Origin of the sequence: Neobacillus phoenicis, assembly GCF_047302305.1 — a bacterium.
GTDB lineage: Bacteria > Bacillota > Bacilli > Bacillales > Cytobacillaceae > Neobacillus.
Genome location: NZ_CP154847.1, coordinates 4771082 through 4789940, shown reverse-complemented (window position 1 = coordinate 4789940; position 18859 = coordinate 4771082). Strand labels below are relative to the sequence as shown.

Annotated in this window: 19 protein-coding genes; 12 read left to right on the top strand and 7 right to left on the bottom strand. The window is 38.6% G+C overall.

All coding sequences use genetic code 11. The annotated features are described in order from the left end of the window. Positions 1-41 precede the first annotated feature (41 nt). Positions 42-1508: a protein adenylyltransferase SelO gene (locus AA0X95_RS24525; RefSeq protein WP_413302684.1), complete on the top strand. Its 1467-nt coding sequence runs from the start codon at positions 42-44 to the stop codon at positions 1506-1508. Positions 1509-1566: 58 nt separating this feature from the next. On the opposite strand, the gene AA0X95_RS24520 is transcribed toward AA0X95_RS24525, so the two are convergent. Further along, positions 1567-1842 carry a CC/Se motif family (seleno)protein gene (locus AA0X95_RS24520; protein WP_413302682.1) on the bottom strand — a complete coding sequence of 92 codons (276 nt, stop codon included), beginning with the start codon at positions 1840-1842 and terminating at the stop codon, positions 1567-1569. Positions 1843-1969: 127 nt separating this feature from the next. Then, positions 1970-2230: a YiaA/YiaB family inner membrane protein gene (locus tag AA0X95_RS24515; protein WP_413302679.1), complete on the bottom strand. Its 261-nt coding sequence runs from the start codon at positions 2228-2230 to the stop codon at positions 1970-1972. Positions 2231-2392: 162 nt separating this feature from the next. On the opposite strand from AA0X95_RS24515, the gene AA0X95_RS24510 reads away from it, so the two are divergent. The 3 genes from AA0X95_RS24510 (at position 2393) to AA0X95_RS24500 (ending at position 3724) form a co-directional block, all read left to right on the top strand. Further along, the gene (locus AA0X95_RS24510) at positions 2393-2647 is read left to right on the top strand and encodes a GlsB/YeaQ/YmgE family stress response membrane protein (protein ID WP_413302677.1); all 255 of its coding nucleotides are present in this window, start codon (positions 2393-2395) and stop codon (positions 2645-2647) included. 201 nt (positions 2648-2848) lie between these two features. Continuing rightward, the gene (locus tag AA0X95_RS24505) at positions 2849-3241 is read left to right on the top strand and encodes a DUF5655 domain-containing protein (protein WP_413302674.1); all 393 of its coding nucleotides are present in this window, start codon (positions 2849-2851) and stop codon (positions 3239-3241) included. 252 nt (positions 3242-3493) lie between these two features. Continuing rightward, a complete protein-coding gene (locus AA0X95_RS24500; RefSeq protein WP_413302671.1) occupies positions 3494-3724 on the top strand; it encodes a hypothetical protein in 231 nt (76 codons plus the stop codon). A gap of 28 nt (positions 3725-3752) precedes the next feature. On the opposite strand, the gene AA0X95_RS24495 is transcribed toward AA0X95_RS24500, so the two are convergent. Further along, on the bottom strand, positions 3753-4997 hold the full coding sequence (locus AA0X95_RS24495) for a helix-turn-helix domain-containing protein (RefSeq protein ID WP_413302669.1): 1245 nt from the start codon (positions 4995-4997) through the stop codon (positions 3753-3755). 119 nt (positions 4998-5116) lie between these two features. Between AA0X95_RS24495 and AA0X95_RS24490 the strand changes: the two genes are divergently transcribed. Then, positions 5117-6427 carry an MFS transporter gene (locus AA0X95_RS24490; protein ID WP_413302667.1) on the top strand — a complete coding sequence of 437 codons (1311 nt, stop codon included), beginning with the start codon at positions 5117-5119 and terminating at the stop codon, positions 6425-6427. A gap of 104 nt (positions 6428-6531) precedes the next feature. Beyond that, positions 6532-6855 (top strand): nitrous oxide-stimulated promoter family protein, encoded by a 324-nt coding sequence (locus AA0X95_RS24485; protein WP_413302664.1) that lies wholly within the window; start codon positions 6532-6534, stop codon positions 6853-6855. A gap of 30 nt (positions 6856-6885) precedes the next feature. On the opposite strand, the gene AA0X95_RS24480 is transcribed toward AA0X95_RS24485, so the two are convergent. From AA0X95_RS24480 to AA0X95_RS24465, 4 genes are all read right to left on the bottom strand, one after another. After that, positions 6886-8370, bottom strand: a complete 1485-nt coding sequence (locus AA0X95_RS24480) for a peptide MFS transporter (protein ID WP_413302661.1) — start codon at positions 8368-8370, stop codon at positions 6886-6888. A 296-nt stretch (positions 8371-8666) separates the two neighbouring features. After that, complete coding sequence (locus tag AA0X95_RS24475; protein ID WP_413302658.1) at positions 8667-9737, bottom strand: UvrB/UvrC motif-containing protein; 1071 nt, start codon at positions 9735-9737, stop codon at positions 8667-8669. Between the two features lie 91 nt (positions 9738-9828). Next, positions 9829-10194 (bottom strand): DoxX family protein, encoded by a 366-nt coding sequence (locus tag AA0X95_RS24470; protein WP_413302656.1) that lies wholly within the window; start codon positions 10192-10194, stop codon positions 9829-9831. A 107-nt stretch (positions 10195-10301) separates the two neighbouring features. Next, entirely contained in the window at positions 10302-10604 is a 303-nt protein-coding gene (locus tag AA0X95_RS24465) for an EthD family reductase (protein ID WP_413302653.1), read from the bottom strand. A gap of 188 nt (positions 10605-10792) precedes the next feature. Between AA0X95_RS24465 and AA0X95_RS24460 the strand changes: the two genes are divergently transcribed. From AA0X95_RS24460 to AA0X95_RS24435, 6 genes are all read left to right on the top strand, one after another. After that, positions 10793-11557, top strand: coding sequence for a MerR family transcriptional regulator (locus AA0X95_RS24460; protein ID WP_413302650.1), 765 nt, complete (start codon positions 10793-10795; stop codon positions 11555-11557). Between the two features lie 164 nt (positions 11558-11721). Further along, positions 11722-13335 carry an acyl-CoA dehydrogenase family protein gene (locus AA0X95_RS24455; protein ID WP_413302648.1) on the top strand — a complete coding sequence of 538 codons (1614 nt, stop codon included), beginning with the start codon at positions 11722-11724 and terminating at the stop codon, positions 13333-13335. Between the two features lie 97 nt (positions 13336-13432). Further along, entirely contained in the window at positions 13433-14962 is a 1530-nt protein-coding gene (locus AA0X95_RS24450; protein ID WP_413302646.1) for a BCCT family transporter, read from the top strand. Between the two features lie 209 nt (positions 14963-15171). Further along, positions 15172-16182, top strand: coding sequence for an ABC transporter ATP-binding protein (locus AA0X95_RS24445; RefSeq protein ID WP_413302644.1), 1011 nt, complete (start codon positions 15172-15174; stop codon positions 16180-16182). After that, on the top strand, positions 16163-17131 hold the full coding sequence (locus tag AA0X95_RS24440) for an ABC transporter ATP-binding protein (RefSeq protein ID WP_413302641.1): 969 nt from the start codon (positions 16163-16165) through the stop codon (positions 17129-17131). Before AA0X95_RS24445 ends, AA0X95_RS24440 begins: the two co-directional genes overlap by 20 nt. A 51-nt stretch (positions 17132-17182) precedes the next feature. After that, positions 17183-18790, top strand: a complete 1608-nt coding sequence (locus AA0X95_RS24435; protein ID WP_413302638.1) for an ABC transporter substrate-binding protein — start codon at positions 17183-17185, stop codon at positions 18788-18790. Positions 18791-18859 lie beyond the last annotated feature (69 nt).

The following is an 18859-nucleotide window of genomic DNA, read 5'->3' as shown; positions in this document are numbered from 1 at the left end:
ATTTTTTGTTACAGAATGACTTAAGTAGTAAAGGAGACCCAATGACAAAAGAAATGAAAGACCCAGGCTGGAAATTCGACAATAGTTATACTAAACTGCCGGAAGCATTTTATAAAAGCACCAATCCAACACCCGTTAACTCACCGCAGTTGGTCATTCTAAACGGCACATTAGCTAAATCTCTAGGGCTGAATGTCCAGGCATTACAAGAGGAGGGTATTGCCGTTTTTGCAGGCAATAGGATTCCCGAAGGTGCTTCCCCTCTGGCTCAAGCCTATGCAGGACATCAATTTGGTCATTTTACCATGCTAGGTGATGGGCGGGCTGTACTTCTTGGTGAACAGATTACTCCCAAGAATGAACGGGTGGATATTCAGCTCAAGGGGCCTGGAAGAACGCCATTTTCTCGAGGCGGTGATGGTCGAGCCGCGCTCGGACCAATGTTGCGAGAATACATCATTAGCGAAGCCATGCATGCGCTTGGTATTCCAACGACCCGGAGTCTCGCTGTTGTAACAACAGGGGAACCAGTATACCGAGAAACAGTCCTGCCAGGTGCTATTCTAACCCGTGTTGCTGCCAGTCATATTCGCGTCGGTACGTTTCAATATGCTGCAAGATTTGGTACAGTGGAGGATTTACAAGCTTTAGCTGATTATACTATTAACCGTCATTATCCTGAAATTGAAGATGATGAGAATAAATACCTTTCGTTTTTAAAAGAAGTAATTAAGCTTCAGGCCGCACTGATTGCTAAATGGCAGCTGGTAGGCTTCATTCATGGAGTGATGAACACCGATAACATGGCCATTAGCGGCGAAACGATTGACTATGGTCCATGCGCTTTTATGGATGAATATAGTCCGGCTACCGTATTCAGTTCCATTGATAGGGAAGGCCGTTACGCGTATGGCAATCAACCGTATATTGCTGTGTGGAATTTGGCACGATTTGCTGAGTCACTATTATCGCTTTTGCACGAAAAACAAGATGAGGCTGTGAAGCTAGCTGAAGAAACACTTTCAGGATATGGTGCGTTATTTGAAGGAGCATGGCTCGCAGGAATGAGGGCAAAGCTGGGAATCTTTCACGAAGAGGAACAAGATGAGGCTTTAGTGAAAGAACTACTTCAGTTGATGGAAAAGCATCGTGCAGACTATACCAATACCTTCATTGCTTTAACCTTTGATAAACAGAAAAATAATGCACTGTTTGTAGATCCAAAATTTGAACATTGGTATGAGAAGTGGCAGGCGAGACTAGAAAGACAACAGGAATCGAAAGAATCTTCACATGAGTTAATGCGGAAAAGCAATCCATCTGTTATTCCCCGAAATCACCGGGTAGAAGAGGCTTTAGAAGCTGCGGTGGAAAAGGGAGATTTCAGTGTACTGGATAAGCTTCTTCAGGTGATATCTAATCCTTATGCTCACTCACCTGAACAGGAAGAATACTGCACACTACCTGCACCATCAAGTCGTCCGTATCAAACGTTTTGCGGCACCTGATTTGAGAAAAATGCTACTTCGTGTTAGGAAGTAGCATTTTTTTCTTTTGTTATTCCATTTATTGAAGCTTAGCTGCTAGGGTTTTTAAAAAGCTGATGCCCGATAATTTAAGGGTTAGTTTTTCTTTATTACATAAAATTTTTTGTACATAAATTGAAAGACCTTCAACATTTAATTCGGTAAACTGATCTGTTGTTTTGGGCTTTCCTGGAACTGCCACTACTTCCTGAACACCGGGAGCACAACAAGTTTTTGTTTCTAGAATTTTTACAGTAATTTGATTACCTTTAGATTCTATCCATTTCTTTGATTCTGCATCTATTTCAACATGCATACAAACATCCTCCCCAGGATTGGTATGTCTTTATTATACTAAAAAATTGATTTTAACAGTGTTAAACCTATTAAAAAAGCAAAAACAACAAGTAGAAAGCTGCCACCTGTTGTTTTAAGGTAAATTATTAACCTTCTATTTTTTCCTTTTTTCCTTTGATTCCGTCTTCATAGTATTCGTCTTCCATATCCTCTTGATTGTCACGTGTTACTTTTGCAACCATAAAGGATGATGTAATAATTCCGATAGTCCCCATTGCATAATAACCTTTAACAGATAATGTTTCATCTAACGTATAGAGTCCAATAAACATTAAAGCTGTAAAAATTGAAAAGGATGCCCAGGCTAAAAAGGTAAAGTGTTGAGTATTACGCTTTCTTTTCTTCAATTGTAAAATCCCCCATTTTTTATAATTTATTACAATAATTTTACCATAAAAGTACAAAGTAAATTTACAAAATTATAAATTTTGCGTTTTGTGAAATACCTCCCGTATGTCCGAACGCTTTGTACAAGTTTTGCATATAATGGCAAAAAAGGAGTTAATGGCATGACTATTCTTTCTTTTATTCTTACTGTTATTGTTGCTATGGTAATTGGTGTTGTGGGGAGCAAGTTATCACCTTTCGATATGCCGGGGGGCTGGGCAGGAGCTATTGTTGCAGGTTTCGTGGGAGCATGGGTTGGTCCATATTTAATGGGGAATTGGGGTCCTATGATTCTGGGATTCTCGTTAGTACCATCAATAATTGGTGCCATTATTGTCGTCATTGTTGCAGGCTTACTTGCAAAACTGTTTGATTAATATAGGGAAAAATCATATATGAAAAAATAGGGTTCACCACCAATTGGGGACCCTATTTTCGTATATTTATTCTCTACCTAACTACATTTCTTTTAGAATGATATTTATGGAAAATACAGGTATAATTTAAATAGAAGGAATAAGATAAGTAGAAGTTATTTGTACATGTAAGGTTGAAGGTGAAGAGAGGGGGAATAAAGGATGGAATCTGTATTTGAAAAGGATATAGACAACTTCTTTTCTAATCAAGAACATCTCATTTCATTGTTCCAGGCTGTGAATCAAATGATCCAATCGATTGCACCCGTACCATTTGATGTGAAGAAATCCCAAATCTCATTCGGAACCAAACCAAAGTTTGCTTGGGTATGGCAGCATAAGCCGTGGCTCAATAAACGTCCGGAAAATGCGATTGTCCTTACTTTTTGCGTAGGACGATATATTGAACATGACCAAATTGTTGAAGCAACTGAACCGTATCCTGGCCGCTGGATTCATCATTTGATGATTAGAGATGAGTCCGAACTTACTAGCGATGTGAATAAATGGGTAGAAGAAGCGTATACCTTTGCTAACCAAAGAGCTAGAAATTAGCTAAATAAATTTAACCAATAATTTAAAACGCCAACTTATGCAGACTGCATACAAGTGCAATTATGTAATAACTATCTAATTATTGAGCAGATTAATCTTGGTTGAGGATTTGTGACGACAGCAATCTGTTTGGTCTATATCACTTTTACTGATCCCACTAAATATGAATAAAGTTATCTTTAAAATTGTTTCGGTTAAGTGGATAGCTGGGTATGAATTAGTGAAGGATAATGGTAAAAAGGAGGTCTTCTTGTGGTTCTAAACTCAGATAACCGAAAGAAGAAGGAAGAGAAGGACAAACTTGAACAAGTCCTTGAACATTCCATTGAGGTGGAAGAAGATTTAATGCGATCGTATTTAATCACTGCAGAACGTATTCACGATGATGATGAACTAAAGGAACGCCTCGAGAACTTTGCTGAAGGAAATGCCAAAAGGACTAAACAATTAATAGATGAATTAAATGAAACAAAAGAAACATAGAAAATAAACCCGCCGAGTTGTGACGTTTTTAGTCTTCAGCGGGTTTATTTTCTTTGATGTTCTCTATCATTCTGTTATACGTTTCATGGGCAAAATCCTTAAAAGGTGTTTGTGGAAGCAGTTCGAAATGATTCACTGCATGTTTGGCGGCATGAAGGGCTTCATCATCATGGCCTAATTCAAACAGGCAAAGGGCCTTGTAGCAATCCTTTACATATAACAGTGACAAATCAAAAGGATGATGCACCCAAGAGGGAATGGTCATTTTTTCAAGAAACGGTATAGCTTCTAGAAACCGTCTAAGGCTATATAGGGCCTTTCCCTTTTCAAGAAGAAACCATACTTCATAAAAATCTGTTGTTTTTGGATTAGACAAATAGTGGTCAATTATTTCAAGTGAAGCATAATAATCCTGTTTTTCCATTAGCGACATGACCTTGAACAAATCATAGAAAAGGATGGATGGTGTATGATCTGCAAAGTCCCCATATTGCTTTAATTTCTTAAGATAATGCAACTTATTTTCTTCATCCTTGGTCATCATCGCATGGGCTACGGCAAGCCTGTACAAATCATCAATTCGATAAAAAATCCGATGCTCTTTTGAGAATTGAATAGCCTTTTCCATCACCTGCTTAGCGGATTCTGAATCGCCAACCGCAAAGTAAAGAATGGCCTCTTGATAATCAAGGTCAGCACGAGTAATTGGGTCAACATACGCATGCTTTGCTTCGATCGTAGCACGTTCAGCTAAGAAAATCTTTAATGATTCAGTATACTCGTGTTTAACAAATTTCTCTGTGGAGTACAAAATCCCAATCCCTGCTCGTTTCGCTGTCAGATTCATCTCGTCATACATTTTCGCTGCACGTTTACAATAGATATTCCAGTCATTAAATTGTTCATGATAGCGGCAGCGGCCATAGATGTCTAATAATCGGGCAGCTTCATACCCACCATTTAACTTATCCATATAAGGATCGAGCGAGCTAATAAGCTGTTTATATTTGTCGGGACATTGTTCAACAGCGGAATTGTATAATTTCTCCGCTGTTTCTAAAAGTCCTCGTAGCTCCTGTCCGCTGATTTCTTCTAACAGCTCAGTTACCTCCACACCTAAACGCTTTGCAATATACGTCAGACTTTCCATGGAAGGTTTAGCTTTGTTGTTCTCAATTAGGCTAAGCATTCCTTTGGTTAGTTCTTCCCCTGCTAGTCCTTCAAGTGTCATTTTTTTCATTTTCCGAATTTCCCGTATCCGTTCTCCTAACATGTATGAAACACACCCTATTTAGTTGGTAGTTTAATTATATTAAACTTTTTCTTGAAATGGAAGTATTTGGTGTGGTATGATTTGTTTAATTAAATTAAACTTTTTGGAGAGTGGATTGTATGAATGATGGCCTAAAGCTAAAAAAAGCAACCTACCATCTATGGACTTTCACAATAAGTAAACTTATTTCCTCCTTTGGTGCACAAGTTTATTCTTTTGCTATAAGTTTTTATATTTTACAAGCAACTGGTTCGGCCACTAGTTTTGCTGCTAATCTTATCTGCAATATTTTACCACGTACCCTCGCTGCCCCGTTCGCTGGATACCTTGCTGACCAATACTCAAGAAAATTGATTGTTGTTTTATCACAAGTTGCAACAACCATAGCAGTTGGGGGATTACTGCTGGTAAGTTTCATCACCGACCTATCGTTAACTGCAATCTATATCACCTCCTGTATATTATCCATCACTTCCATGTTTTCCGGGGTGACCTTTACTTCCTCCGTATCTGGTCTTGTGGATGAAGCGAGAGTTCAAAGAGCTATGTCTTTAAACCAAATGTCCATCTCCTTTGCAGCCATTGCCAGCCCGGCAGTAGGTGGGCTTTTGTACGGTGCTGTATCAATGCAGACTTTTCTCATTATGTATATGATTGCTTCGTGTCTTGCCGTTGTACTTGAATCGACAATGGATTTTACGCTATTCGCCAACCGAAAGGAAAAGGAGATTGCGGGGCAGAAGGAATCCATGTGGGTGAGTATTAAGGCGGGAATTATCTATTTAAAGCTGCAGCCAATCTTGGTAACGATTGTTTGGATTTCTTTATTGATTAACTTCCTGTTTGGAGCATTTGAGGTTGGCTATTCGTTCATTCTTATTGAAAAAATGAAAATGGTTTCCCAGCGTTTTGGATTTACCCAAGGAGCATTTGCCGTTGGTATGCTGCTTCTATCCATTTATTTTTCTATTAGAAAAGAAGTAAGGTATCCGCTGCTTGTTTCAAAGTGGGCCATTGTTGGTATGGGATGTGTGATGGCGGCAGTTTCCTTTCCATTATTAGTGGGTCTAACGTCTACTTCGGTTTTCGTTTTTTATCTGGTAATCATGTTCGGACTTGGAGCATTAATCATTATCGTCAATACACCCCTACAGGTGATGCTACAGAAAAAAATTGAGGATGATTTTAAGGGACGTATATTTTCGCTGCTTGAAACGATGGCGATGGCGTTAATGCCATTAGGAATGGTATTGTACGGCTTTCTTTATGATCTTTTTCCTGCACAATGGATCCTGCTTCTATCTGCTTCTTTATTCATTGGTGTTGTTTTGGTCCTTGCAAGACCATCTGTTATTAGGAAGGCACATCCGGAGATAGCTGAACCCAACGCCGAAAAGGGGCGAAATGTTCCAACGACTGTCAGGATGTAATTGTACGGAATTTGTAATGATTCTACCGTCCGTTTGAAGAATCGTATGATATGGTGAGAGTAAGAAGTTTGCTTAAGTAAATCTGAAAAGGGAGGTTTACTATCATGAGGGCAAAATTAATTGAGCCTAATAATGGTCCAAATATTCTAAAGGAAAAAGAGATTGTAAAGGAAATGATTGAACTTTATTGCCGAAAAAAGCATAATCGTGAAAATTTATGTAAGGATTGTCAGGACCTAAAAAACTATGCCCTGCTAAGACTCTCATTCTGCCGCTTTGGTGAAGATAAAACGGCCTGCTCTAACTGTAAAGTACACTGCTATAAGCTAAGATATCGCGAAAAGATGAAGGCAGTCATGCGATACTCTGGGAAGTGGATGATGCTGTACCATCCTATATATTCTGTAAAGCATCTATTGAATAAATAAAAAAAGCGGCTGAATCAGCCGCTTTTTTATTTATTTTACACCATGCATGAACTTCTGAATTTTTGGAGAAAGCATTAAAAGGATAATACCTAGTAAGATAGATGCTCCACCGATGATGCCGAAGTAAGCCATTTCAGTATCTTCAGAGTAGAATTTAACCACTTGTGCATTGAGTGCTTGTGCTGCTGCACTAGATAAGAACCATAAGCTCATTGTTTGTGCAGAGAAAGCAGCAGGAGCTAGTTTAGTTGTAGCGGATAGTCCTACTGGTGAAAGCAATAATTCACCAATTACACAGATTAAATAACTAAGAACAAGCCATAATGGGTTAACTAAAGAATCTGTGCCTCCTAGATAGGATGGCAATAGAATTACTAAAAAAGATACCCCAGAGAAAAGTAATGATAATGAGAATTTTTGCGGAATTGTTGGTTGACGGTCCCCCATTTTAACCCAAATCCAAGCAAATAATGGTGCTAAAGTGATAATAAATAATGGGTTTAATGATTGGAACCAAGCTGGTTTAATATCAATTCCTGCAAAATGCAATTGAGTACGCGTATCTGCGTAGCTTGCAAGGATCGTAGAACCCTGCTCTTGAATTGCCCAGAACATAACAGATGCAATGAATAATGGGATGTATGCAATAACACGTGAACGTTCTACTGCAGTTGTTTTCGGGCTACGATACATAACAATGAAATACATGGTTGGAATTAACACACCAAGAACAGTAACTAAATTAATAAATCCTTCAAATGTTAAGATGCCTTTTGGAATTAAAATAGCAAAAATAACTGCAAGAACAACGACACCTAAACCAATATAAGTATAGACTTTTTTCTTTTCAGATGGTGACAATGGATTTGAAACCATTGTTCCAGCAAGGCCGAGATTTTTTTTCTTAGTAGCAATAAACATAATTAATCCTAAGAACATACCTACTGCAGCAATACCAAAACCTAAGTGGAAGTTGCCAACAGATCCAACGATTAATGGAGATAAGAATGCTCCCATGTTGATTCCCATGTAGAAAATGGTGAAACCAGCGTCACGACGTTCGTCTTTCTCACTGTACAATTCACCAACAACAGTTGAAACGTTTGGCTTCAATAGTCCTGTACCAAGTACGATTAATACCATGGATACAAAGAACATGGAGACACTGCCAGGAATAGCAAGTGCAATATGACCAAACATGATTAATATTCCACCGTAGAATACTGCTTTTGAAGTACCAAATACGCGGTCAGCTAGCCATCCGCCAATAACACCAGACATGTAAACTAGTGATCCATATATGGACATGATGGAAAGTGCGAGCGTTTTATCAATGCCCAATCCACCTTTAGAAACTGAGTAGTACATATAGAATACAAGGATTGCTCTCATACCATAGTAAGAAAATCTCTCCCAGAATTCCGTAAAGAAAAGAGTGAATAATCCTTTAGGATGTCCAACGAATCCCTTCTGAGGTACACTATCCACAATTTTCTGCCTATTTAAGTTTGACATGTTTCTACCTCCTTTATTATTATTTTATAATACTTTTTATGGTTTTGAATTGTCAAAAACTTTTTTTGGTAATTCAACTGTATGCGTTTTAAAAAGCTTGATAATACTGAATTACTACATTTATTAAGAAAAAAAGAAAGTTTTTTTAAAATAGTATATAAATTTTGATTAGATTTATTTTTCTAACTAATAGTTTCATAGAGTTGTCCGAATTAGGAGGAATTTGGTAAAATTTATAAGTCTGGATAACAAAAAAAACCCCGGTTTAAAAACCGAGGATAATAGATGAAATCAATTCAATTTAGCAGTGAGTTTATTATAGAAGAATCTAGATTTTTTTGGTGTTCGAATTCTAACCAATCTTCGTCTATAATCACATATTTGCACGAACTGCTGTTTAAATAACTATAAATGATTTGTGCTTCATCGATTTCGTCTCTGCTAACTTCAATGGATGAAAGATTGCTTAAACTCTTAAAATGCTTTAATATATTCGCTTTAATTTTATCGACCAACTGCTCTGAATTCTCTTCCTTTATTTTATATTTTTCACTAAAAAGAACAAGGTTCCCTTTGATTAGAAAAAGTTTCAAGGTGGCATCTTCTATATATTCGATAAGAGCGATATTTTTATTTGCTTCTGTAAAATCTATCACTTTTTCTTTATAGATAAGCGATTGAATCGCATCTAGTGTATCTCGGTATTTTGCTGCTTTTTCAAAATCAAAGTTGTTTGAGGCATCTATCATTTTTTGTTTCAATTCTTGAAGGACTTCAGTATCCGTCCCGTGAAGAAAATCCATCATTTTTCTCAATCGTTCATTGTATTGCTTACGTGAATCTTCATTAAAACATATACCGATACATAAACCTAAAGAGTAGTTCAAACAAGGCGTGCCCTTGTTCGGATTACCACAGTCTATTTTTAGAAATTCTTTCATTCCTTGAAGTGCTTTTTCAACTGTTTGTTTGCTTGGATAGGGACCGAAATAAAGGCTGCCATCCTTTTCAATAGTGTTTGATATATCAACAATCCAATGGGTGTTTCTTTTTTGGAACCGGATATAAGTGTAGGAAGTGGGATTTTTCATTTTTTTATTAAAAATGGGCTTGATGTCTTTAATCAGTTTACATTCCAACATAATTGCTTCGAATTCGGTATCGGTTAGTATCAATTGAAAATCATTGATGTTTGCCTTCAATTTTTTTATCTTTTGAGAATGTGCCTTAGTGTTTTGAAAGTATGAACGTACTCGATTTTTAAGGTTTTTGGCTTTCCCCACATAAATGACATTGTCAGAGGAATCCTTCATTAGATAAACCCCAGGGGAAGAGGGGAGATTTTTTACCTTATCTATTAGTTTCATAGGGATGCTTGCCTCTTTTATACCGTTTCTTTCATTTTACCATAACAAATGGATTGTTTACCGGCTTGGTCAGTTCAAAGTACTGTCGTAGTTAATGTGAATATCGTTTATAAAGAATTATCAGTAGGACAAGCATCACAATATCTAACCGTGCATGAAATGCAAATGTTAACAAGCCAGTGTGCAAGAGTGGAAATTTAGTTAATAGAAGCGCAGCAATCATGATGGCGATTAAGGGGATTACGGCATGGTTAACTGCCTTATTTACCAATAGTAATACCCCACATCCAATCTCAAGTAGGATAACAGCTTTTAACAGGATGTGGGAATAAGGTAAACCTAAACTGAGAAACCCATTGGCTAGTTCAGTGTTAACTAATTTCATAACACCGGAGATTATAAATACATATGCGACAGAATAGCGGATTAGCTTCATCGTTGATAAAGAAGTGTACATGTCCATCCTCCTTTAGTAAAACTGTATGACTATAGGAGGTCAAACATCACAAAAAGAATCAGATAGTACGCGAAAAAAAGCCCCTTTAAGGGACCTTTTTGTGAAGCTTATTCTACTATTGAAATTACGGGTGGTTTATCCAAGTATTTCATCAGGTTTAAAACGTCTCCCTGAACTTCCTGTCCTTCATGGGATGATAACGATTGACTCAAATCTGCGGGATTATCGAAATGAAGTTCGGCAAATAGGTATAAAGGTTCAGTCGTGTTTTGAGCTTGTAAGACACGATGAACTTCAGCACCTTTAAGATGAGGAAGTTTTTGCACTAAAGGAATATGTACATTGTAATAATATTGTTCAAATCCCTCCTGATCCTTAGGTTGATTATAAATAACGTAAAGTTTAGCCATCAAATCTCTCCTTTTATTATGGGGATTTTTACCTAACACTATTATAAAGGAGAAATGCACTATTATTATCAAAACAAATCGACAACTTTTTTGGTGCCTGACACCAATTTTGCATAAAAAATAGGCAATCTAGTGATTGACATTAACGCAACGTAAAGGTGTATCGTTTAGTTATGGGAGGTGAACGAATGGAGTATACAGTGCAAAAGCTGGCACAATTGGCGGGGGTCAGCACCAGAACCCTTCGGTACTATGATGAAATTGGAATTCTTAAGCCGGCAAGAATCAATTCATCAGGTTATCGAATTTACGGGCAAGCAGAAGTGGACCAACTGCAACAAATCTTGTTTTATCGAGAACTGGATATCAGCCTAGAAAGCATAAAGGAAATCATAACTGCCCCTGATTTTGATGGAGCTATTGCGCTTAGAGAACATCGTAAAAATCTCCTTGAGAGAAAAGAACAATTAGAGCACTTAATTGCCAATGTAGATAAAACAATTGCATCAACAGAAGGGAGAATAGAGATGTCTAATAAAGAAAAATTCGAAGGCTTTAAGAAAAAAATGATTGAAGACAACGAGAAAAAGTACGGAAAGGAAATCCGTACAAAGTACGGAAATGACACGGTTGACCAATCCAATGCGAAACTGCAGAACATGACACAAGAACAATATGACCATGCAACAAGGTTAGCAGAAGAAGTGACCAAAACCTTAGCTGAGGCGTTCAAAACGGGAGATGCTGCAGGTGAACTTGCTCAAAAAGCGGCCGATCTTCACAAGCAGTGGTTATGTTATTATTGGAATAAATATAGCAAGGAGGCACATGCCAGCCTCGCTCAAATGTATGTAGATGATGAAAGATTCACCGCTTATTATGATAAAGAACAACCTGGTACGGCAGAATTTTTAAGAGATGCCATTCACATTTACACAGGCTTGAAAAAATAGGATAACTAAAACCCTGATACTAGGCAAGTCGCCAGCACAGGGTTTTTTTATGTAAGAAGTTGAAAATGTTATTTCGTAAAAATGTCATTGTCCTTCGCGAGGGTGAACAGTTATAATTAAATTGAATTTTTAGAATAATTTAACAAAAAAGGAGTGAATGAACTATGAACATCGCTTCCCAAGGCACAGATAAAAGAGGGGAAAATACCTATACATTTGATGCATTTGTTGAAAAACGTGAAAACCTAGATTGGTATCGTGATGAGCCATTTTTACAAAAAGCAGTGAAACATTTTACTGCAAATCGATATGAACAAATCCATAAAAAGATAATAGGGTTTTCACCCATAGTTTCCAATGAATGGAATCGTCTAGCTGAACGAACTGCGAGACCTGAGGTACGTCCGTATATGCTCCACTTTGATGCATTTAACCATCGAATTGACCGGGTTGTTCGTCCCATGGAAGTCCACAAGCTTGAACAAGGTGTTTTCGGTGAAGGGTTATTTTCTAGTCAAATGGAGTCATGGGAGAGCTTTGTGAAGCGAATGTTAATTCACCAATTAGGAGAAGCTGGAGTAACCTGCCCAATGACATGTACACATGGACTCATTGCCCTCCTAGATCAATTTCCAAATGAAGAATATCCAGAACTTCAAGATATTTTACAGCATTCAAAAGAAGGAATAAATGGAGAGTTTGCCATTGGGGCACAGTTTATGTCAGAAATTCAAGGTGGTTCTGACTTACCTGCTAATCTTCTTGAGGCCGTTCCGGAAGGAAAGAATTTCCGCTTATATGGGAATAAATTCTTCTGTTCGGTAGCCCATGCTGATTATTCTGTTGTGACAGCAAAAGTGACTGGCACGAATAAAGTTTCAACATTTATTGTCCCGTCCTGGTTGCCGGGGGATAAAGAAAAGGAAAAGAGAAATAGCTATCAAATTAATCGAATAAAATGGAAAATGGGGACATCGGAAGTACCAACAGGTGAAATTCAATACAATGGTGCACTTGCTTATCCAATCGGGCCGTTAGATAAAGGCGTGGCGGTAGCGGTAGGAATCGTTCTTACTCTGTCCCGTTTGGAAATTGGGATTGCCTGTGCAGGGTTTATGCTTCGAGCATCTAGAGAAGCAAAGCTATACAGTGATTTTAGGACGGTTTTTGGAAAAAAAGTGAAAGATTATCCGCTGGCTGCTAGTAAATTAAAACGGATTGAAAATGCGGCCGAGCGGACCACAGCAGGGGCATTTAAAGTATATGATTTGTTCTTGAAGCTAGAGCAACCACTAAACCCAGGAATAAAATCGAATCATCCTCTGGAAGTTCGAAAACAGCTCTTCAATCTACGGGAACTGATTTTATTGCAAAAAATGTGTGTGACTAATGAAGGTGCAGAGGTATTACGTGAGGCTATTTCCGTTTTTGCTGGACATGGAGTAATGGAGGAGTTCTCCTCGCTACCACGCATTTTCAGAGATGTAGTGGTCAATGAGCAATGGGAAGGGCCGCGTAATTTATTGTTAACGCAAGTATACCGTGATCTCCAAAGAGTATCAGAATGGTATGCCCCCGCTGATTTTGTCGAAAGTGTATTGCAAGGGGCATCTATAGAAACGATTAAGCAGTTCACCGAACAATTAGAAGATTTACTGCAAAGACCTGTGTTAGGAGAGGTAAGCGAAGCGTCCTTAGAAGCAGCAACAGAATGGGACCAATTCTGTGATGGGTTCTTTAAAATGTACCAAAAAATCGCGCTTTCAGAAATAAACTAACGAATCGTAGGATGGTGCTAATTCGCCATCCTTTTTGTATACTTATCCAGCCCTTAATGAATACTTAAACAGAAGGTCTGAATTGAGGGGTGCAAATATGAAGAAAGTAACGCCAGTGTTCTGGATAGCAGTTATTATTTGTCTACTATTTATTATCTGGGGGACCATTCCTGAACGATATTTACCAAATGGAAACCTTCAACATGTAACAAGTATAATTCAAAGTTCTATTATCGAAAAATTTGGTTGGTTTTATCTTCTTTCCGCCAGTGGGTTCTTAGTTTTTGCACTTGCGTTGATTTTTACTAAATATGGAAGCATAAGGCTTGGGAAAGATACAGATGTGCCCGAATTCAGTAGTCTAACATGGTTTGCGATGTTATTCAGTGCAGGAATGGGCATTGGCCTTGTCTTTTGGGGTGTGGCAGAGCCGTTATCACACTATTATGAGCCGCCTGTTGGAAAGGGACAAACAGCAGATTCAGCAAGAATGGCCATAAGATTTTCCTTTTTTCATTGGGGATTACATCCATGGGCTATTTATGCTGTGATCGGATTAATTCTAGCCTATTTCAATTTTCGGAAGGATACTGCCGGAGTTGTTAGTAAAATACTAAAACCGCTGTTCGGGAATCGAGTGGAAGGTCCATTGGGGATCGTATTCGATTTTATCGCCATTTTTGCTACCATTTTCGGGGTCGCCACATCATTGGGATTTGGAGCTACACAAATTAGCGGCGGGGCATCGTATATGTTTCCTGCAATACAAAATAATTTTACGACCCAGCTTATCATTATCATAGTGGTTACTGTTCTCTATATGTTATCTGCATCTACCGGATTGGATAAAGGGATTGCATTTTTAAGTAATGCGAATATCATTTTGGCTATCGCTCTCATGCTGTTTCTGTTATTTTCGGGACCAACCAATTTTATTATGGACTTGTTCACAACCACCATTGGGAGTTATCTGCAAAATCTGACAGCAATGAGCTTTAGGTTAAGCCCGTTTGAACAGAATACATGGGTTCAGGATTGGACCATTTTTTACTGGGCGTGGTGGATTGCCTGGGCTCCATTTGTCGGAACCTTTATAGCTAGGGTTTCAAAAGGGAGAACGATTAGAGAGTTTGTCATTGGTGTCTTATTGGTTCCCACTGTATTTGGAGCCTTATGGTTTTCCGTATTTGGTGGTTCATCGGTATACTTGGAGTACTTCCAACATCAAAATATCATGGACATTATCAATCAGAAGGGGCAGGAAATTGCTTTGTTTTCGGTCCTGATGCATTTTCCATTCGGAAATGTTATGTCATATATCGCTATTTTTCTTATCAGCACCTTTTTCATTACATCAGCAGATTCGGCCACTTTCGTCCTAGGGATGCAATCTACGGGAGGAGATCTTAATCCGCCAAATGGAGTAAAATTAGTTTGGGGGGTTATCCAGTCGGCATCTGCAGCTGTATTACTTTGGGCGGGGGGATTAGGTGCATTACAAACAGCCTCCATCATTGCAGCATTTCCTTTTACTATAATAATGATTCTTATGATCCTATCCTTTATCAAAACTATTAAAACAGAAAAAATCCAAAGGGTTCAATTTAAAAATCCAAAAGAAGAATGAATACTTTCTTTGGTGCCTGACCCCCGGTGCGTTAATACGGTAGCGCGCCGCGGTATCAGGTGCTTTTTTTAATTTTTTTTACTTAATTGACAAATTTCGATAGTAACTCTAAAGTAATATATGTCATAATAGTTTTAAAATTTATTAAATTTTAATATTTTAGAAGAATATTTTGGTTTTCGAAATAAATAGTCAAAGTAGGTGTAAATGTGGACAAAGATCCTATTCTTCGCATAAAGGATTTAAAGGTGTCTTTTCAATCAGGGAAGAAGCTTGTCCCAGCTGTGGATGGTATCAGTTTTGATTTAAGGGATGGAGAAATCCTTGGAATCGTAGGGGAATCAGGAAGTGGGAAAAGTGTAACGTCCCTAGCTACGATGGGTCTAATTCCTTCTCCACCAGGAAAAATCGAGAATGGAGAAATCATTTTTGAAGGAAGAGACCTGAAAAACATATCGGAAAAAGAATGGCGGAAGATTCGTGGAAATCAAATATCAATGATCTTCCAGGAACCCATGACGTCATTAAATCCCTTATTTACGATAGGGAATCAACTAATGGAAGCCATCAAATTACATACTGACCTAACAAAGGTCCAAATTAAGCAGCGTTGTATAGAACTACTAAAATTAGTCGGAATTCCAAGAGCAGAAGGAATTCTTAAAGAATACCCTCATCAATTATCAGGGGGGATGAGACAAAGGGTCATGATTGCTATGGCCATGGCCTGTAATCCAAGGGTGCTGATTGCGGACGAGCCTACAACTGCCCTTGACGTAACGATTCAGGCACAAATTCTTGCATTAATGAAGGATCTAAACCAAAAGACGAACACCTCCATCATTTTGATTACCCATGATTTAGGTGTGGTAGCAGAAATTTGTGAGCGCGTCATTGTAATGTATTCTGGTCAAATCGTTGAACAAGGCGATGTCCGGACTATACTTAAGAATCCTCAACATCCTTACACAATTGGCCTGCTAAAATCCGTTCCAGACCTAAGAGGGAAAAAGGAGAGGCTTTATAGTATTCCAGGAACAGTTCCTACACCTGGATCTGTCCATAAAGGGTGCCGATTCGCCGCTAGGTGTTCTGAGGTATTTTCTCAATGTCACGAAGAATCACCACAATTATATAAAACGGAAAAAGACGGACATGAAGTACGTTGTTTCCTACATACATTGAAGGGGAGTGACAAACATGTCGGAGTTACTTCTTGAGGTAAACGGACTGAAAAAATACTTTCCAATTACAGGTGGCCTTTTGGGAAGGAAGCAAGGAGAAGTCAAAGCGGTTGATGATGTTTCTTTTTATGTAAAAAAAGGAGAGACATTAGGAATCGTTGGGGAAAGTGGTTGCGGGAAATCAACGACTGGCCGATTACTCATGCGCTTAATTGAAGCAAGTGACGGGCAGATTGTTTTTGAAGATAAAGAGATTACCAGCTTGTCAAAGTCTGAGTTAAGAAAAACACGAAGAGATATCCAAATGGTGTTCCAGGATCCCTATGCATCATTAAACCCAAGGCATTCAATTGAGCAGATCCTTGAAGAGCCTTTGATTGTTCATGGAATAGGGACAAAAGAAGAACGCAAGAAGCAGGTTAGGGACATGCTCGAGGTGGTAGGTTTAAGTAGCTACCATGCGAAAAGATATCCGCATCAATTTAGCGGCGGGCAGCGTCAGCGTATAGGGATTGCCAAAGCATTAATGACAAAACCCAAGTTAATTATTGCGGATGAACCTGTATCTGCACTTGATGTATCAATTCAGGCTCAAGTTCTGAACCTGATGAAGGAGATCCAAAAGGAATTCCAACTTACCTACATATTTATCGCACACGACCTTGGTGTTGTTCGTCATATTAGTGATCGTGTGGGTGTTATGTATTTAGGAAGATTAATAGAGTTAGCAGAAAGTGAGGAGCTTTACGAGAATCCCAAGCATCCATACACAAAAGCACTTCTTTCTGCCGTACCGATACCAGATCCTGATGTTAAGAAGAAAACGATTTTAATAGAAGGGGAGCTGCCTAGTCCAGCCAATCCTCCTTCAGGCTGTGCCTTCCATACAAGATGCAAGGAATGCATGGATATTTGTAAAACCACTAGACCGCAGGAAAGTAATCTCAATGGTCATTTTGTAGCCTGTCACTTATATAACCAGTGATTAGCTGCATTGATGATATAAAAACAAAGCTTATGGGGGGTAAAAACACGTATGAAGAAAAAAACGTTTAAGCTGCTGTTAGTTTCTTTATTAGCCGTCAGCATGTTCCTGGTTGGCTGCAACAGCAAAAGCAATAGTAATGAAAAAGATGGCAAAGAAACAAGTAAAGGAAAAGATACGTTAATCTATGCCCGCGGTGTAGATTCTACGTCACTTGACCCAATCACAACAACTGAAGGGGATACCTTCAAAGTAACAGAAAATATCTTCGATACGTTATTAGATTACGGCGATCAAGATACAACAGTACACCCGAAACTTGCAAAAAGCTGGGAAGTTAGTGCAGATTCATTGACCTATACATTCAAGCTACAAGAGGGAGTAAAGTTCCATGACGGCACGGATTTCAATGCCGATGCAGTTGTGTATAACTTTGATCGCTGGATGAATGGCGACGCTGATAAATTCCCTTACTACACCATGTTTGGCGGATTCAAAGCGGACGAAGGTCACGTTATTAAAGAGGTAAAAGCGGTTGATGCCAATACGGTTCAATTTGTGTTGAAAAGACCTCAAGCCCCATTCTTAAAGAACTTGGCAATGTCCCCATTCGGAATTGCCAGCCCAGCAGCTCTTAAGAAATACGGCGACGATTTCAGAAGCCATCCAGTTGGAACAGGTCCATTCAAATTTGTTGAGTGGAAACAAAATGACCGAATTACCCTTGAAAAGAATGCTGATTACTGGCAAAAGGGATTACCTAAGTTAAACAAAGTTATTTTCCGTGTTATTCCAGAAAACACAGCACGACTTAATGCCTTAGTAAATGGCGAAGTGGATATGATGGACGGCTTAAACAATTCTGATTCCAAAACGGTAACGGATAACCCTAATCTTCAATTAATCGAACGTCCTTCGATGAACGTAGGCTACTTAGGTTTTACATTAACTCGTAAACCATTTGACAACAAGCTTGTTCGTCAAGCTTTAAACCATGCGATTGATAAGAAGGCAATTATTGATGCATTCTACGGCGGTCAAGCAGAGCCTGCTAAAAATCCAATGCCACCTTCAATTGAAGGGTACAATGATGCAGTAGAAGAATATGACTTTGACTTAGAAAAGGCAAAAGCATTATTAAAAGAAGCTGGATACCCAGATGGATTTGAAATGGATCTATGGGCAATGCCGGTTGCACGTCTTTACATGCCTGAAGCACAAAAGGTTGCTGAGGTTATTCAGGAAAGCTTTAGCAAGATTGGCGTAAAAGCTAAAATCCAATCTGTTGACTGGGCTACTTATTTAGACAAAGCTGCAAAAGGCGAATTTGACTCTTATATGCTTGGCTGGACAGGTGACAATGGTGACCCTGATAACTTCTTATACACATTGTTAGATAAAGACAGCATTGGAGCAAATAACTATTCATTCTATAGTAACGACCAATTACATGACATTTTAATAAAAGCACAGCAAGAAACTGATCAGGCGAAGCGTAACGATCTTTACAAGCAAGCTCAAGAAATCATCCATGAAGATGCTCCATGGGTACCGCTTGTTCACTCTAGACCACTATCTGCAGCAAGTAAAGATGTTATCAATTATTTACCGCACCCAACAGGTTCTGAAGCTCTCGACAAAGTCGAATTTAAAAAATAAGCGGTAAAAAGGGGAGGGGTTTTACCTCCCCTTTTATTACCCAAAAGTAAGATCCAGTATCTTTTTAAA

What these genes read in the sequence shown, in the direction of transcription:
- AA0X95_RS24525 (WP_413302684.1), top strand. Translation starts at nt 42, where the DNA reads ATGACAAAAGAAATGAAAGACCCAGGCTGGAAATTCGACAATAGTTAT.
- AA0X95_RS24520 (WP_413302682.1), bottom strand. Translation starts at nt 1,842, where the DNA reads ATGCATGTTGAAATAGATGCAGAATCAAAGAAATGGATAGAATCTAAA.
- AA0X95_RS24510 (WP_413302677.1), top strand. Translation starts at nt 2,393, where the DNA reads ATGACTATTCTTTCTTTTATTCTTACTGTTATTGTTGCTATGGTAATT.
- AA0X95_RS24505 (WP_413302674.1), top strand. Translation starts at nt 2,849, where the DNA reads ATGGAATCTGTATTTGAAAAGGATATAGACAACTTCTTTTCTAATCAA.
- AA0X95_RS24495 (WP_413302669.1), bottom strand. Translation starts at nt 4,997, where the DNA reads ATGTTAGGAGAACGGATACGGGAAATTCGGAAAATGAAAAAAATGACA.
- AA0X95_RS24490 (WP_413302667.1), top strand. Translation starts at nt 5,117, where the DNA reads ATGAATGATGGCCTAAAGCTAAAAAAAGCAACCTACCATCTATGGACT.
- AA0X95_RS24485 (WP_413302664.1), top strand. Translation starts at nt 6,532, where the DNA reads ATGAGGGCAAAATTAATTGAGCCTAATAATGGTCCAAATATTCTAAAG.
- AA0X95_RS24480 (WP_413302661.1), bottom strand. Translation starts at nt 8,370, where the DNA reads ATGTCAAACTTAAATAGGCAGAAAATTGTGGATAGTGTACCTCAGAAG.
- AA0X95_RS24475 (WP_413302658.1), bottom strand. Translation starts at nt 9,737, where the DNA reads ATGAAACTAATAGATAAGGTAAAAAATCTCCCCTCTTCCCCTGGGGTT.
- AA0X95_RS24470 (WP_413302656.1), bottom strand. Translation starts at nt 10,194, where the DNA reads ATGTACACTTCTTTATCAACGATGAAGCTAATCCGCTATTCTGTCGCA.
- AA0X95_RS24465 (WP_413302653.1), bottom strand. Translation starts at nt 10,604, where the DNA reads ATGGCTAAACTTTACGTTATTTATAATCAACCTAAGGATCAGGAGGGA.
- AA0X95_RS24460 (WP_413302650.1), top strand. Translation starts at nt 10,793, where the DNA reads ATGGAGTATACAGTGCAAAAGCTGGCACAATTGGCGGGGGTCAGCACC.
- AA0X95_RS24455 (WP_413302648.1), top strand. Translation starts at nt 11,722, where the DNA reads ATGAACATCGCTTCCCAAGGCACAGATAAAAGAGGGGAAAATACCTAT.
- AA0X95_RS24450 (WP_413302646.1), top strand. Translation starts at nt 13,433, where the DNA reads ATGAAGAAAGTAACGCCAGTGTTCTGGATAGCAGTTATTATTTGTCTA.
- AA0X95_RS24440 (WP_413302641.1), top strand. Translation starts at nt 16,163, where the DNA reads ATGTCGGAGTTACTTCTTGAGGTAAACGGACTGAAAAAATACTTTCCA.
- AA0X95_RS24435 (WP_413302638.1), top strand. Translation starts at nt 17,183, where the DNA reads ATGAAGAAAAAAACGTTTAAGCTGCTGTTAGTTTCTTTATTAGCCGTC.